General features: G+C 70.5%; 17 protein-coding genes. 13 read left to right on the top strand and 4 right to left on the bottom strand.

All coding sequences use genetic code 11. The features are described from left to right. Nucleotides 1–49: 49 nt before the first annotated feature. From ACFVYE_RS14515 to ACFVYE_RS14500, 4 genes are all read left to right on the top strand, one after another. Nucleotides 50–1,018 carry a DUF4429 domain-containing protein gene (locus ACFVYE_RS14515; protein ID WP_383962621.1) on the top strand — a complete coding sequence of 323 codons (969 nt, stop codon included), beginning with the start codon at nucleotides 50–52 and terminating at the stop codon, nucleotides 1,016–1,018. 105 nt (nucleotides 1,019–1,123) lie between these two features. Beyond that, a complete protein-coding gene (locus tag ACFVYE_RS14510) occupies nucleotides 1,124–2,446 on the top strand; it encodes a sensor histidine kinase (protein ID WP_383962618.1) in 1,323 nt (440 codons plus the stop codon). Then, entirely contained in the window at nucleotides 2,443–3,126 is a 684-nt protein-coding gene (locus ACFVYE_RS14505; protein ID WP_383962615.1) for a response regulator, read from the top strand. Before ACFVYE_RS14510 ends, ACFVYE_RS14505 begins: the two co-directional genes overlap by 4 nt. After that, nucleotides 3,123–3,281, top strand: a complete 159-nt coding sequence (locus ACFVYE_RS14500) for a hypothetical protein (protein WP_383962613.1) — start codon at nucleotides 3,123–3,125, stop codon at nucleotides 3,279–3,281. The genes ACFVYE_RS14505 and ACFVYE_RS14500 overlap by 4 nt, the downstream gene beginning before the upstream one ends. A gap of 15 nt (nucleotides 3,282–3,296) precedes the next feature. Here ACFVYE_RS14500 and ACFVYE_RS14495 read toward each other — a convergent pair whose 3' ends face one another. Further along, nucleotides 3,297–4,310 (bottom strand): aldo/keto reductase, encoded by a 1,014-nt coding sequence (locus ACFVYE_RS14495; protein WP_389605705.1) that lies wholly within the window; start codon nucleotides 4,308–4,310, stop codon nucleotides 3,297–3,299. Beyond that, nucleotides 4,310–4,771 carry a MerR family transcriptional regulator gene (locus tag ACFVYE_RS14490; protein ID WP_383962607.1) on the bottom strand — a complete coding sequence of 154 codons (462 nt, stop codon included), beginning with the start codon at nucleotides 4,769–4,771 and terminating at the stop codon, nucleotides 4,310–4,312. The genes ACFVYE_RS14495 and ACFVYE_RS14490 overlap by 1 nt, the downstream gene beginning before the upstream one ends. Nucleotides 4,772–4,888: 117 nt before the next feature. On the opposite strand from ACFVYE_RS14490, the gene ACFVYE_RS14485 reads away from it, so the two are divergent. Next, entirely contained in the window at nucleotides 4,889–5,710 is an 822-nt protein-coding gene (locus ACFVYE_RS14485; RefSeq protein ID WP_383962604.1) for a serine hydrolase domain-containing protein, read from the top strand. 6 nt (nucleotides 5,711–5,716) lie between these two features. Here ACFVYE_RS14485 and ACFVYE_RS14480 read toward each other — a convergent pair whose 3' ends face one another. After that, complete coding sequence (locus tag ACFVYE_RS14480; protein WP_383962601.1) at nucleotides 5,717–6,154, bottom strand: ATP-binding protein; 438 nt, start codon at nucleotides 6,152–6,154, stop codon at nucleotides 5,717–5,719. Nucleotides 6,155–6,240: 86 nt separating this feature from the next. Here ACFVYE_RS14480 and ACFVYE_RS14475 point away from each other — a divergent pair, with 86 nt between their 5' ends. The 3 genes from ACFVYE_RS14475 to ACFVYE_RS14465 are packed head-to-tail and all read left to right on the top strand — an operon-like array spanning nucleotide 6,241 to nucleotide 7,926. Continuing rightward, nucleotides 6,241–7,089, top strand: coding sequence for a helix-turn-helix transcriptional regulator (locus ACFVYE_RS14475; RefSeq protein ID WP_383962598.1), 849 nt, complete (start codon nucleotides 6,241–6,243; stop codon nucleotides 7,087–7,089). Beyond that, nucleotides 7,049–7,315, top strand: a complete 267-nt coding sequence (locus ACFVYE_RS14470) for a DUF397 domain-containing protein (protein WP_383962595.1) — start codon at nucleotides 7,049–7,051, stop codon at nucleotides 7,313–7,315. The genes ACFVYE_RS14475 and ACFVYE_RS14470 overlap by 41 nt, the downstream gene beginning before the upstream one ends. A gap of 20 nt (nucleotides 7,316–7,335) precedes the next feature. Next, nucleotides 7,336–7,926 (top strand): GNAT family N-acetyltransferase, encoded by a 591-nt coding sequence (locus ACFVYE_RS14465; protein WP_383962592.1) that lies wholly within the window; start codon nucleotides 7,336–7,338, stop codon nucleotides 7,924–7,926. 1 nt (nucleotide 7,927) lies between these two features. On the opposite strand, the gene ACFVYE_RS14460 is transcribed toward ACFVYE_RS14465, so the two are convergent. Then, on the bottom strand, nucleotides 7,928–8,584 hold the full coding sequence (locus tag ACFVYE_RS14460) for a pirin family protein (RefSeq protein ID WP_383962589.1): 657 nt from the start codon (nucleotides 8,582–8,584) through the stop codon (nucleotides 7,928–7,930). A 116-nt stretch (nucleotides 8,585–8,700) separates the two neighbouring features. Here ACFVYE_RS14460 and ACFVYE_RS14455 point away from each other — a divergent pair, with 116 nt between their 5' ends. The 5 genes from ACFVYE_RS14455 (at nucleotide 8,701) to fabF (ending at nucleotide 13,571) form a co-directional block, all read left to right on the top strand. Further along, nucleotides 8,701–9,900 (top strand): PucR family transcriptional regulator, encoded by a 1,200-nt coding sequence (locus ACFVYE_RS14455; protein ID WP_383962586.1) that lies wholly within the window; start codon nucleotides 8,701–8,703, stop codon nucleotides 9,898–9,900. Between the two features lie 89 nt (nucleotides 9,901–9,989). Continuing rightward, nucleotides 9,990–10,904, top strand: coding sequence for an ACP S-malonyltransferase (locus ACFVYE_RS14450; RefSeq protein ID WP_383962583.1), 915 nt, complete (start codon nucleotides 9,990–9,992; stop codon nucleotides 10,902–10,904). Nucleotides 10,905–10,917: 13 nt separating this feature from the next. After that, nucleotides 10,918–11,919: a ketoacyl-ACP synthase III gene (locus tag ACFVYE_RS14445; RefSeq protein WP_383962581.1), complete on the top strand. Its 1,002-nt coding sequence runs from the start codon at nucleotides 10,918–10,920 to the stop codon at nucleotides 11,917–11,919. 63 nt (nucleotides 11,920–11,982) lie between these two features. Continuing rightward, entirely contained in the window at nucleotides 11,983–12,231 is a 249-nt protein-coding gene (locus ACFVYE_RS14440) for an acyl carrier protein (RefSeq protein WP_024490626.1), read from the top strand. Nucleotides 12,232–12,308: 77 nt separating this feature from the next. Beyond that, a complete protein-coding gene (gene fabF / locus ACFVYE_RS14435; protein WP_383962577.1) occupies nucleotides 12,309–13,571 on the top strand; it encodes a beta-ketoacyl-ACP synthase II in 1,263 nt (420 codons plus the stop codon). Nucleotides 13,572–13,687: the final 116 nt, after the last annotated feature.

The raw sequence follows: 13,687 nt of genomic DNA, 5'->3' as shown, positions 1-13,687 counted from the left end.
CTTACGCCGAGGGGGGACGTGCGGGCAAGTGCCGCATACGATGAGGCACATGGGTGATGTGCTGGCCGGAATTCATGCCACCTGGGAGTTCGACACCGACTCCGTGCTCATCCGCTTCGAACGGGGAATACGCACGCCGAAGCTCTTCCAGAGCCTGCGTGAGCGCCGCGTCCCGCACGCGGCGCTGTCATCGGTGACGCTGACCCCGGGCAAGCGGGGCACGGTGGTCCTGCACGCGGTGCCGAGACCCGGTGCCGACCCGTTGCTGGAGGCTGCGGCCGGGCAGCTGAAGGACGGCTGCGATCCGTACCGGCTGGTGCTCCCCGCCGAGCGCGAGACGCTCGCCGAGTACTACGCGGACGAACTGCGCGCCCTGCTCGGTCCTGACGCCTCGGAGCCCGCCGACCGGTTCCTGGTCACGGCCCCCGAGGCGCCGATGCAGTTCAAGGCGTACGACGGCCGGGCCGGTTTCGACGGGGACCGGGTCTCCTTCCGGTGGTTCTGGACGGGAGCCTCCACGGCGAAGTGGAAGGCCGGCGACCAGACGTTCCCGGTGACGGAGCTGAGCGGCGTCGAGTGGCGCTCGCCGGAGGCCTTCGACGGCTATCTGCGGCTGGTGCCGAGAGGCCAGGAAGGTGCGGCCCAGGGACCGGGCCCGGGTACCGGCCTCGGCATGGGTACGGAGCCGGTCACGAGGCTCGGTCCAGGCACGGTGCAGAGCGCACAGCCGATGACCCCCCGCCCCGCCCGGGCCGATCAGGACCCGGCTGCCGTGGTCTTCGGCCTCGGCTACGGCCCGGTGCACGAGTCGCTGCCGTTCGCCGCGGCCGTACTGGAATCCGTACGCAGGAAGCAGTCGGCTCCCGCCGCGCCGGCCACCGTTTTGGCAGGCGCGGGGCGGCGCGATCCCGCGGACATCGCCGAGCGGATCCGGCACCTCGGGGAACTGCACCGGGCGGGTCTGGTGACGGACGACGAGTTCAGTGCGAAGAAGGCCCAGCTGCTCGCCGAGCTGTAGGTGTGTCAGGCCCGCCGGTAGTACTCCCGTACGAGAAGCATGGAGGCGGACCGAAACCCGGGTATGACGACACCGGGCCGGTCCGCTCCCTACCCTGATCGGGCCATGACCACTTCCCCGCCGCCCACTCCACCCGCCGCCGACGGCCTGCTGAGCGCCGCCCGGCGCAATCTGCGCGAGATCGCTCACGGGCTCCTGCACCCGTCCCATCCCCCGGTGCCACCCCTGGCCCACGCACCGAAACACCGGCTGCGGCTGCTGCCGTACGTGGTCGTCCTCGCCCTCGCCGCGATCTTCATCCCGGTCACGATCAACGTCCTGACCGAGCAGTACGGCGTGATCGGAGGACTGGCGGGAATCCTGGCCGTCGCGCAGGCCGCACCGCTGCTGATGCTGGCGCACCGGCCGCTGCAGGCCTGGTGGATCGTCTTCCCCGCCGACATCCTGGGCGCGGCCGTGCTGCTCGGGTATCCGGTCCACGAGTACGAGATCTGGCCATGGCCCCCGCCCACCCTGATCGGCTATCTCTTCCTGCTGCTCGCGCTGGCGCTGCGCGAGACCCGGCGGACCCTGGTCGCGGTCTGGGTGGCGACGGGTGCGGCGAGCCTGATCCTGCAGCTGATCTCCCCGGGCCGCAGCAACGGCAGCGCGCTGCTGCTCGTGATCCTCGGTGCGGTGGTCCTGCTGATCGGTGCGGCGGTACGGGAACGTGGCGACGCGCAGCGTCGGCTCGCCGAGCAGGAGACCATCAGTGAGTCCGAGCGGGCGCAGCGGACACTGCTGGAGGAGCGCACCAGGATCGCCCGTGAGCTGCACGACGTGGTCGCGCACCACATGTCCGTGATCACGGTCCAGGCCGACTCCGCGCCCTACCGGATCAGCGGGCTGCCCGAGGAGGCGCGCGAGGAGTTCGGTGCGATCGCGGCGAGCGCGCGGGAGTCGCTGACGGAGATGCGGCGGCTGCTCGCGGTGCTGCGCAGCGACGGCACGGAGGGCGAGCGGGCACCGCAGCCGGGGCTCGACCGGGTGCAGCAGCTGGTGGAGGCGACGGTGCGGGCGGGGCTGCCGGCCGAGCTGTCGCTCTCCGCTCAACTGCCGGACGTACCGCAGGCGGTGGATCTGTCGGCGTACCGGATCGTGCAGGAGGCCCTGGCGAACGTGGTCCGGCACGCGCCCGGAGCGCGGACCCGGGTGTCGATCACGTCCGACGGTGAGCACCTGACCGTGCTGGTGGTCAACGACCGGGCGGAGCAGCCCGGTTCGCCGCTGGAGACGACCGGGACCGGGCACGGCCTGGTCGGCATGCGCGAACGCGTACGGTTGACGGGCGGCACGCTGGACACCGGGCCCCTGCCCGACGGCGGCTTCCGGCTGGCGGCGCGGCTGCCTCTCGCCCCGGCTCCGCCCCCGACCTCGGAGGACTCTTGACCATCCGCGTGATCATCGTCGACGACCAGGCCATGGTGCGGGCGGGGTTCGCGGCACTGCTCTCGGCACAGAGCGACATCGACGTGGTCGGTGAGGCGCCGGACGGGCGCCAGGGCGTCGACACCAGCCGGAGGGTCCAGCCGGACGTGGTCCTGATGGATGTCCGGATGCCCGAGATGGACGGTCTGGCGGCGGCCCGCGAGCTGCTGAACCCGCCGGCGGGGGTGACACACCTGCCCAAGGTGCTGATGCTCACCACGTTCGACGTGGACGACTACGTGTACGAGGCGCTGCGCGCCGGGGCGTCCGGCTTCCTGCTGAAGGACGCACCGCCGGCGGATCTGATCTCGGCGGTACGGGTGGTCGCGGCGGGCGAGGCGCTGCTGGCGCCGTCCGTGACGCGTCGCCTGATCGCGGACTTCGCCCGGCAGGGGCCGTCCGGGGCCACCCGGAGCGGGCAGTCGCTGCGGCTGAAGGGGCTGACTCCGCGCGAGACGGAGGTGCTGGAGCTGATTGCGCGGGGGTTGTCCAACCAGGAGATCGCGGGGCGGCTGGTGCTGGCCGAGCAGACCGTCAAGACGCATATCGGACGGGTGCTGGGCAAGCTGGAGCTGCGGGATCGCGCGCAGGCGGTGATATTCGCGTACGAGGCGGGGGTGGTGGTGCCGGGCGAGGGGTGAGGTCGTTTCTCCCATCCGCCCTCCGGCCACCCGTCACCCGGTTCGGCGCACACCGCGTCCCGGCCGACGACACCCGCGGGCACACCGGCTGCTTCGCCCCGGGCACGGACTCGGCCCGCGCCTTCGCCGCGATCACCGAGGGGAAGGCGCGGTGAGCCCCGGGCGGGCGGCTACTCGCGCGCCGCGGACGTCGAGCTCATGTCCGGGTACCGGTCCCCCGCCACCTGCCCCGCGATCGGCTCCAGCAGTGCCAGCTCCTGTGCGGTCAGGGTGAGCCGGGTGGCGGCCACGTTCTCCAGCAGCCGGCTGCTCTTACGGGTGCCCGGGATCGGCACCACGGTCAGACCGTGCACCTGGGCCCGCTGCTGCACCCAGGCGAGCGCCACCTGCGCGGCCGACGCACCGTGCGCCGCCGCGATCTTGTGTACGGGCTCCAGCAGGGCAGCGTTCGTCTTCGCGTTGTCGCCGGTGAAGCGAGGCTGGTACTTGCGGAAGTCGCCCTCCGACAGGTCCTTGGCCGCGTCCGTGAACGCCCCGGTCAAAAAGCCCCGGCCCAGCGGCGAGTACGGCACGAAGGTCACCCCGAGCTCGACCGCGGCGGGCACGGCGCTGCGCTCGACGTCCCGGCTGAAGAGCGACCACTCGGACTGCAGGGCGGCGATCGGGTGCACGGCGTACGCCTCGCGCAGCTCCGCGCCGGTCACCTCGCTCAGTCCGAGCTGCTTGACCTTGCCCTGCTGCACCAGCTCGGCCATCGCGCCTACGGACTCGGCCAGCGGGACGGCCGGGTCGCGGCGGTGCATGTAGTACAGGTCGATGACGTCGGTGTTCAGGCGACGAAGACTGTCCTCGACGGCCTGGCGGATGTACGCGGGGTCGTTGCGCACGCCTCGGTAGTGCGGGTCATCGGTCCGCTCCATGGCGAACTTCGTGGCGAGGGTGATCTCGTCCCGGTGCGCCCCGACGAACGGCGCCAGGAACTTCTCGTTGGCGCCGCGACCGTACACATCTGCGGTGTCGAAGAGCGTGACGCCCGCCGTCAGCGCCGTCTCCAGCGTCTCGCGGGCGGAGGACTCATCGGTGTCCCCGTAGAACTCGCTCATGCCCATGCAGCCGAGCCCCTGCACGCCGACCTGCGGGCCGCCGTTTCCGAGCTCCACGGTGGTGATCTTGTTGTCAGTCATCAGGCACAGGGCCTTTCCGGCGCCCGTCGGGCACTCGCATAGAAGTCGATCTTGTGGTCGAGGACGGCGAGGGTGTCCTGGAGCTCCGCGATCCGCGTCTGCACGTCGCGGCGGGTCGACTCCAGCAGCTCCTGCCGTTCCTCGAAGGTGTGCTCGCCCTCGCGCAGCAGCTCCGCGTACCGGACCATGTCGGCGACCGGCATTCCGGTCAGCCGCAGCTTGCCGACGAAGGCCAGCCAGTCCAGATCACGGTTGGTGAAGCGCCGCTGGCCGGTGTGCGAACGGTCGACGTGCGGCATCAGCCCGATCCGCTCGTACCAGCGCAGGGTGTGCGCGGTGAGCCCGGTGAAGGCGGCGACCTCACTGATGGTGTAGCGGTCCTGGCCCTCGGGGCGCGGATGCGCCCTGGGTGCCGATGCGCATGCGTCCGTCTTTACGGAAGTGCTCTCCATCACCGTCATGACCTCCACGCTAGAACCTTGGAGTGCACTCGAAGCAAGCGCAATCGGTGACGGGTTTCGACGGTGGCCGGGCCACCCCCTCCGAACCGTGCAGGACGGCCCTTTAGGCTCGTACGTATGCAGAGCCTGGCGATGATCGACAACTGGCCCGTCCCCACCGCGGCGGCGGCCGTCGTACGAGCGGACGGCACCGTCGTCGGTACGCATGGTCCGACCGCGCACCGTTTCCCGCTCGCCTCCGTCACCAAGCCGATCGCGGCCTACGCGGCGCTCGTGGCGTACGAGGAGGGCGCGGTCGAGCTCGACGAGCCGGCCGGGCCCGAGGGCTCCACCGTCCGGCATCTGCTCGCGCACACCAGCGGGCTCGCCTTCGACGAGCACCGGGTGACGGCCGCCCCGGGCACTCGTCGGCTCTACTCCAATGCCGGCTTCGAGGTGCTCGGCGACCATATTGCCAAGGCCACCGACATCCCGTTCCCGGAGTATGTGCGCCAGGCGGTGCTGGAGCCACTGGGCATGGTGTCGACCACGGTGGACGGCTCGCCCGCCAAGGACGGTGTCTCGACCGTCGATGATCTGGCTCGGTTCGCGGCGGAGGTGCAGGCACCGCGGCTGCTCGACCCGCGTACGGTGCTGGCCGCGCAGACCGTCGTCCACCCCGGCCTGAAGGGTGTGCTGCCGGGCTACGGCCACCAGAACCCCAACGACTGGGGTCTCGGCTTCGAGATCCGGGACCACAAGTCACCGCACTGGACGGGCAGTTCCTCGTCACCCGCGACCTTCGGGCACTTCGGGCAGTCCGGGACCTTCCTGTGGATCGACCCGGTGGCGGGCGCGGCGTGCGTCGCGCTCACCGACCGGGCCTTCGGCCCGTGGGCGGTCGAGGTGTGGCCTCCGTTCACGGACGCGGTGCTCGCGGAGCTCCGTTCCGGCCGCTGAGAGAGATCATCCGTCGGCCGCTTTCGCGGCCAGGCACTCGAACCACACCGTCTTGCCGCGGCCGTCGCGGCGCGGCTCCACGCCCCAGCCGTCGGTGACAGCATCGACCAGGACCAGCCCCCGCCCGCCCTCGTCGAGGGCATCACCCATGACCGCGCGGGGCAGTTCCGGACAGCCGTCCGCGACCTCGACGCGCACGCCCCCGGCCGGGAGCAGGAAGATGAGCGTCTGGCAGCGGCGGCCGGGGACATGCCGTACGACATTGGCGATCAGCTCCGTGAGCGCCAACTCGGCCGCGTCGGCCACGTCGAGGAGACCCCAGACGGTGAGGTAGAGACGCAGGATGTGGCGCAGATGCCGGGCCGAGTGCTCGCCCATCGCGAAGTCGGCTCGGTAGGTGGCCTCCAGCAGATCGTCGGCCTGCGGATCAATTACGTGATTCATGTCACCAGCGTGCAGCGACATGATTACGCTCGGCTACGTACGGAAACGAACGCCGCGAGGCGTTGAATGCCGGAGGTGCCCCCGCCGTGGCCAACGTCCAGTCACTCGACCCCAGCGCTTCCCCGTTGGACTACTACGGCTGGGAGCTGCGCCGCCAGAGAGAGGCCGGCAATCTCAAGCAGGGTCAGCTCGGCGACATCATCTTCTGCACCGGCTCCCTGATCGGCCAGATCGAGACCACGAAGAAGATCCCCACCCGCGACTTCTCCGAGCGGGTGGACGCGGCACTCGGCACGGACGGCGTGTTCTCGCGCCTCGTCGGCCTGGTCCTGCGCAGCCAACTGCCGACCTGGTTCCAGCCGTACGCGGACATGGAGGCCCGTGCGGCGTACATCTCCACGTACCAGGCGCAGTTGGTGTACGGGCTGTTGCAGACGGAGGAGTACGCGCGGGCAGTGCTGGCCACCGGCATGCCGGATGACCTCGAAGGCCTGCTGGCGGCTCGGATGGAGCGCCAGCGCATCCTGGAGCGGGAACGGCCGCCGCTCGCCTGGGTCGTCCTTGATGAGGCTGTGCTGCACCGGCCGATCGGCGGCCGCGAGGTCATGCGGAAGCAACTCCTCCGATTGTTGGAGTTCGCTGGTCACCGATGGATGCAGATCCAGGTGCTGCCCTTCGCGGCCGGTCAACACGCGAGCCTGGATGGCGCGTTCACCACGATGCGCTTCGACGACGACCCTGACATCGTCTATACGGAGGACATCGTCTCCGGTCATATGACCGCCAACCGCGAAACAGTAAGGGAAGCCGCGCTCCGTTACGCTCGCTTGCAGGCCGCAGCCCTCTCCGTCGAGGATTCAGCGGTCCTGATCGCCCGCGTGATGGAGGAGCGTTATGGAGACCAGTCGCGACCTGAAGAGCGCGCGGTGGCGTAAGTCGAGTTACAGCGGAAGCACCGGCGGCGAGTGCGTCGAGTGCACCGTCACCGGCGGCGCGGCATGGCGTAAGTCGAGTTACAGCGGAAACACCGGCGGCGACTGCGTCGAGGTGGCCGACAGCCTCCCCTGCGCCGTACCCGTGCGCGACAGCAAGAACCCGGACGGCCCCGTCCTGGTCGTCGGGGCCGACGCCTGGCGGACCTTCGTGGACACGCTTCGTTAGCGCGTCTACCCTCCTCGGCCATGGCCGACATAGTCCGCGCTACCGCCTCCGACGTCCCGGCGCTCGCTTCCGTACTCGCCAGTGCCTACGCCGATGACCCCGTCTGGTCCTGGCTGATGCCGCGCGACCGGGACCGGAGGCTGCGGCTGCTGTTCACCGCGCATCTGACGCAGCAGGTCCCGGCGGGCCGGGTGTGGACCGATCCGGACCGCACGGTGGCGGCGGTGTGGGCGGAGCCCGGGAAGTGGAAGCTGCCTGTGGGGTATCTGCTCCGCAACGCGGGCACGCTCCTGCGGGCGGGGCGGGCCCAACTGCCCAGGACCGGAATGCGGTTGCTCGCGCTGGAGCACCGCCACCCGGCCGACCCCTCGCACTGGTACGTCGAGTACATCGGCACCCACGCGGACGCGCGCGGTACCGGGCGGGGATCGCAGGTGCTCGGCGGGCTGCTGGAGCAGGCGGACGCGGACGGGCGGCCGGTGTTCCTGGAGTCGAGCAACCGCCGCAATCTGACCTTCTACCGGCGCCACGGCTTCGCCGTGCAGGAGGAGATGACGTTCCGGGCGGGGCCGCCGATGTGGTCGATGTGGCGTCGGGACACCGGCCGGTAGCTCAGGCCGACAGTTCCCAGATCAGCACCTCAGCCGCCCCGGCCGCCACCAGCTCCAGTCCCTCCTCGTCGGCGATCCGCACCGAGTCGCCGGCCTCCAGCTCCTCGTCGCCGAGCCGCACGCCCCCGGCGACCACGTGGACGTACACCCGCGCCGCGTCCGGTACCGCCGTGCGCTCCTCGGGGGCCAGTCTGCGCACGTGCAGCATGGCCCCCGCTTCCGGGAGTGCATAGGGGGTGGAGTCGGCGATGCCGGGAACGATCGTGTACGAAGGTTCGCCGCCCGGTTCGAGCGGCGCCAGCCACATCTGAATGAACGTCAGCGGACCGTCTCCGTCATTGCGTTCGATGTGACGCACTCCGGCCGCGGCGCTGAGGTGCTGAAGGTCCCCGGCCCGTACGACCGTGGCGTGACCGGTCGAATCGCGGTGGGTCAGCTCGCCCTCGACGACCCAGGTGACGATCTCCGTGTGGCTGTGGGGGTGTTCGTCGAAGCCCGCGCCGGGCTCCAGCCGTTCCGCGTTGCACGCCAGGACCGCGCCGAAGCGCAGATTGTCCGGGTCGTAGAAGCTGCCGAAGGAGAAGGCGTGCCGGGACAGGATGCCGGCGGCCCGGTCCCCGCCCGTGAAGCGGTCTTCGGCTCGGTGTACGGAAATCACCCGCCCACGGTAGTCCTGCCGGAGCACACCCGGACCCCCCGGCCGCTACTCGGCAGTACGACCCGCGGCCGCCCCGGCCCTCCGTGCACGTGGCCCGATAAGGCAGTCTTGTGTCCGTGCCCCGACCCGATCCTGAGCAGCCCGCTGCGAACGCCGCCCACCTGCATGCCGCGACCCTGAAACGGCTGGAGCAGTCCTCCGGCCGACTGGCCGCCAATGCGATCGCCCGCATGGACGAGTCACTGCCGTGGTACCGGGCGATGCCACCGGAGAACCGTTCCTGGATCGGCCTGGTGGCCCAGGCCGGGATCGCCGCGTTCACCGAGTGGTTCCGGCATCCGGAGACCCCGCAGGCCATCTCCACCGATGTGTTCGGTACTGCTCCGCGCGAGCTGACCCGGGCGATCACCCTGCGGCAGACCGTCGAGATGGTGCGTACGACGATCGAGGTCATGGAGGCCGCGATCGAGGAGGTCGCCGCGCCCGGCGACGAGTCGGTGCTGCGGGAGGCACTGCTCGTCTACGCGCGGGAGATCGCCTTCGCGACCGCCCAGGTGTACGCGCAGGCCGCCGAGGCCCGCGGCGCCTGGGACGCCCGGCTGGAATCGCTCGTGGTGAACGCGGTGCTGTCCGGCGAGGCCGACGAGGGCGCCGTGTCACGCGCCGCCGCACTCGGCTGGAACTCCCCCGAACATGTCTGTGTGGTCCTCGGTACGGCCCCCGACGGCGACAGCGAGCTGACCGTCGAGGCGATCCGGCGGGCCGCCCGGCACGCCAAGCTCCAGGTCCTGACCGGGGTGCTCGGCAACCGGCTGGTCGTCATCGCGGGCGGCAGCGACAACCCGCTGCATGTCGCGAAGGCCCTGATCGGCCCGTACGCGGCCGGTCCCGTCGTGGCCGGACCGGTGGTGTCGGACCTGCTGGCGGCCACCCGGTCCGCGCAGGCGGCGGCCGCCGGGCTCAAGGCGTGCAGTGCCTGGCAGGACGCCCCGCGACCGGTGCTGGCCGACGATCTGCTGCCGGAGCGCGCAATGGCGGGCGACCCCGCCGCACGGGACCAATTGGTGGAGGAGATCTACAGACCGCTGGAAGAAGCGGGTTCTGCGCTCCTGGAGACGCTGAGTGTGTATCTGGAGCAGGCGAGCAGCCTGGAGGGCGCGGCCAGGATGCTCTTCGTCCACCCCAACACCGTGCGCTACCGGCTCCGACGTGTGACTGACGTCACCGGATGGTCGCCTTCCGATGTCCGCTCGGCGTTCACTCTGCGAATCGCCCTGATCCTGGGGCGCTTGGCCGCCAGAGATCCGCAGTCCTAGACTTTTGTCGGACATCAACAATTCCCCATACGGTTCTTCGTCCCTGTCCCCACGGGCGTTCCGGACCGTTCACAAGAGAGAGTGTGAGGGTGCTCGTACTCGTCGCTCCCGGCCAAGGCGCTCAGACGCCCGGCTTCCTGACTCCCTGGCTCGACCTCCCCGGTGCCGCCGACCGCGTCGCGGCCTGGTCCGACGCCATCGGGCTCGACCTCGCCCGCTACGGCACCGAGGCCGACGCCGAGGCGATCCGTGACACCGCGGTGGCGCAGCCGCTGCTGGTCGCCGCCGGTCTGCTGTCCGCCGCCGCGCTCGACGCGTCGCCCGACATCGTCGCAGGTCACAGCGTGGGTGAGATCACCGCAGCCGCCCTCGCCGGAGTCATCGGCGACGAGACGGCGCTCCGTCTCGTACGTACCCGTGGGCTCGCCATGGCCGACGCCGCGGCAGTCACCGAGACCGGCATGGCGGCGCTGCTCGGCGGCGATCCCGAGGTGACGGTCCCGCACCTGGAGAAGCTCGGGCTGACCCCGGCCAACGTCAACGGTGGCGGCCAGATCGTCGCCGCCGGCACCGCCGCGCAGATCGCCGCGCTGACCGAGGACATGCCCGAGGGCGTACGCCGCGTGGTGCCCCTCAAGGTCGCCGGCGCCTTCCACACGCACCACATGGCGCCCGCCGTCGACCGGCTGCGCGAGGCCTCCCTGGCGCTGAAGATCGCCGACCCGACCATGACATATGTCTCGAACGCCGACGGGAAGCCCGTGGCCATCGGCGACGAGGTCATCTCGCGGCTGGTCGGCCAGGTGGCCAACCCGGTCCGCTGGGACCTGTGCATGGAGACCTTCAAGGAGATGGGCGTCACGGCTCTGGTCGAGGTGTGCCCCGGCGGCACCCTCACGGGTCTCGCCAAGCGCGCGATGCCCGGTGTGCAGACCCTCGCGCTCAAGACCCCCGACGACCTCGACGCGGCCCGCGCGCTCATCTCCGAGCACGCAGGCGCCTAAGGAGCCCGAGAGCATGTCGAAGATCAAGCCCAGCCAGGGCGCCCCGTACGCACGCATCATGGGTGTCGGCGGCTACCGTCCGACCCGTGTCGTGCCCAACGAGGTGATCCTCGAGACGATCGACTCGTCCGACGAGTGGATCCGCTCGCGCTCCGGCATCGCCACCCGCCACTGGGCCTCCGAGGAGGAGACCGTGGCCGCGATGTCCGTGGAGGCGTCCGGGAAGGCCATCGCCGATGCCGGGATCACGCCGGAGCAGATCGGCGCCGTGATCGTCTCCACCGTCTCGCACTTCAAGCAGACCCCGGCCATCGCGACCGAGATCGCCCACAAGGTCGGCGCGGGCAAGCCCGCCGCCTTCGACATCTCGGCCGGCTGCGCGGGCTTCGGCTACGGACTGACCCTCGCCAAGGGCATGATCGTCGAGGGTTCGGCGGAGTACGTCCTCGTCATCGGCGTGGAGCGGCTCAGCGACCTCACCGACAAGGAGGACCGCGCGACGGCCTTCCTCTTCGGCGACGGCGCCGGCGCGGTCGTCGTCGGTCCCTCCAAGGTGCCGGCCATAGGCCCGACCGTCTGGGGCTCCGAGGGCGACAAGTCCGAGACGATCAAGCAGACCGTGGCGTGGGACGAGTTCCACGCCGATCGCCCGGAGAAGTTCCCCGCCATCACGCAGGAGGGCCAGGCGGTCTTCCGCTGGGCCGTCTTCGAGATGGCGAAGGTCGCCCAGCAGGCGCTGGACGCGGCCGGGATCGCCCCGGAAGACCTGGACGTCTTCATTCCGCACCAGGCCAACATGCGGATCATCGACTCGATGGTGAAGACCCTGAAGCTGCCGGAGAACGTCACGGTCGCCCGTGACGTGGAGACCACCGGCAACACCTCCGCCGCCTCGATTCCGCTCGCTATGGAGCGGCTTCTGGCGACCGGTCAGGCGAAGAGCGGCGACACCGCGCTCGTCATCGGCTTCGGGGCGGGTCTCGTCTACGCCGCGACGGTCGTTACCCTCCCCTAGGCACACCAGGCCTTTTGGCCCGGACGCCCGAACCCTGCAGATAAACACCGAAGGAGCGCCAACATGGCCGCCACTCAGGAAGAGATCGTCACCGGTCTCGCCGAGATCGTCAACGAGATCGCCGGTATCCCGGTCGAGGACGTCCAGCTGGACAAGTCCTTCACCGACGACCTGGACGTCGACTCGCTGTCCATGGTCGAGGTCGTCGTCGCCGCCGAGGAGCGCTTCGACGTCAAGATCCCCGACGAGGACGTCAAGAACCTCAAGACGGTCGGCGACGCTGCCGACTACATCCTCAAGCACCAGGCCTGATCCGGCCGGCTCCTGTGTCGCCACCCGGCGGTGGCGCCGCTGATTCACGACCCTCTACACGTGGAGAAGATTTTCCAGTGAACTCGACCAATCGCACCGTGGTCGTCACCGGTATCGGCGCAACCACTCCGCTGGGTGGCGACTCGGCGTCGACCTGGGAAGGTCTGATGGCCGGTCGTTCCGGCGTCAAGCCTCTCGAGGGCGAACGTTTCGCCGAATTGCCCGTCCGGATCGCCGCGATCGCGGCCGTCGATCCGGGCGACGTCCTGCCCCGCCCGCTCGCCCGCAAGCTGGACCGCTCGGCGCAGTTCGCGCTGATCGCGGCCCGCGAGGCGTGGGCGGACGCCGGCTTCACCGGCAAGGCCGGTGAGGACGACAAGGTCCGGCCCGAGCGGCTGGGCTCGGTCATCGCCTCCGGTATCGGCGGCGTGATCACCCTGCTCGACCAGTACGACGTGCTCAAGGAGAAGGGCGTACGCCGCGTCTCCCCGCACACCGTGCCCATGCTCATGCCCAACGGCCCGGCCGCCAACGTCGGCCTGGAGGTCAACGCCCAGGCCGGTGTGCACACTCCGGTCTCCGCCTGCGCCTCGGGCGCGGAGGCGATCGGGTACGCCGTCGAGATGATCCGCACCGGCCGTGCCGATGTGGTCCTCGCCGGTGGCACCGAGGCGGCGATCCACCCGCTGCCGATCGCCGCGTTCGCCAACATGATGGCGATGTCCAAGCACAACGAGGAGCCCGAGAAGGCCTCCCGTCCGTACGACACGGGCCGTGACGGCTTCGTCCTCGGCGAGGGTGCCGGGGTCGTCGTCCTGGAGTCCGCGGAGCACGCCGCCGCGCGTGGCGCCAAGGTCTACTGCGAGGTGCTGGGCCAGGGGCTGTCCGCCGACGCCCACCACATCGCCCAGCCCGAGCCGACCGGTCGTGGCATCGCCGCCGCGATGCAGAACCTGCTGGACCAGACGGACCTCAAGCCGTCCGAGGTCGTGCACCTCAACGCGCACGCCACGTCGACGCCGCAGGGCGACGTCGCGGAGCTGAAGGCTCTGCGCAAGGTTCTGGGCGACGACCTCGACCATGTCGCGATCTCCGCGACGAAGTCGATGACCGGTCACCTCCTCGGTGGTGCGGGCGGCATCGAGACCGTCGCGACGGTCCTGGCGCTGCACCACCGGATGGCTCCGCCGACGATCAACGTGGAGCACCTCGACGAGGCGGTGGAGGCGGACATCGTGCGCGATGAGCCTCGGCCGCTTCCGGAGGGGTCGATCGCCGCCATCAACAACTCGTTCGGCTTCGGCGGTCACAACGTGGTCCTGGCGTTCCGCAGCGTCTGACCTGCGGTACGCGGCCCTGATACACCGAAACCCGTCTCCCCCTGCTGGGGAGACGGGTTTCGTCCGTTGCACGGGGCGTTTCGGGGGCTCTGCCCCCGGCCCCCCGCTCCGCGGTC

Origin of the sequence: Streptomyces sp. NPDC058239, from assembly GCF_042882185.1 — a bacterium.
In the GTDB taxonomy this organism is placed as follows: domain Bacteria; phylum Actinomycetota; class Actinomycetes; order Streptomycetales; family Streptomycetaceae; genus Streptomyces.
This window is presented reverse-complemented; position numbering and strand designations above follow the sequence as displayed.

Excerpts from the sequence above, each read along its gene's own strand:
- ACFVYE_RS14515 (WP_383962621.1), top strand. The coding sequence starts at position 50 with ATGGGTGATGTGCTGGCCGGAATTCATGCCACCTGGGAGTTCGACACC.
- ACFVYE_RS14510 (WP_383962618.1), top strand. The coding sequence starts at position 1,124 with ATGACCACTTCCCCGCCGCCCACTCCACCCGCCGCCGACGGCCTGCTG.
- ACFVYE_RS14495 (WP_389605705.1), bottom strand. The coding sequence starts at position 4,310 with ATGACTGACAACAAGATCACCACCGTGGAGCTCGGAAACGGCGGCCCG.
- ACFVYE_RS14490 (WP_383962607.1), bottom strand. The coding sequence starts at position 4,771 with ATGACGGTGATGGAGAGCACTTCCGTAAAGACGGACGCATGCGCATCG.
- ACFVYE_RS14485 (WP_383962604.1), top strand. The coding sequence starts at position 4,889 with ATGCAGAGCCTGGCGATGATCGACAACTGGCCCGTCCCCACCGCGGCG.
- ACFVYE_RS14480 (WP_383962601.1), bottom strand. The coding sequence starts at position 6,154 with ATGAATCACGTAATTGATCCGCAGGCCGACGATCTGCTGGAGGCCACC.
- ACFVYE_RS14470 (WP_383962595.1), top strand. The coding sequence starts at position 7,049 with ATGGAGACCAGTCGCGACCTGAAGAGCGCGCGGTGGCGTAAGTCGAGT.
- ACFVYE_RS14465 (WP_383962592.1), top strand. The coding sequence starts at position 7,336 with ATGGCCGACATAGTCCGCGCTACCGCCTCCGACGTCCCGGCGCTCGCT.
- ACFVYE_RS14445 (WP_383962581.1), top strand. The coding sequence starts at position 10,918 with ATGTCGAAGATCAAGCCCAGCCAGGGCGCCCCGTACGCACGCATCATG.
- ACFVYE_RS14440 (WP_024490626.1), top strand. The coding sequence starts at position 11,983 with ATGGCCGCCACTCAGGAAGAGATCGTCACCGGTCTCGCCGAGATCGTC.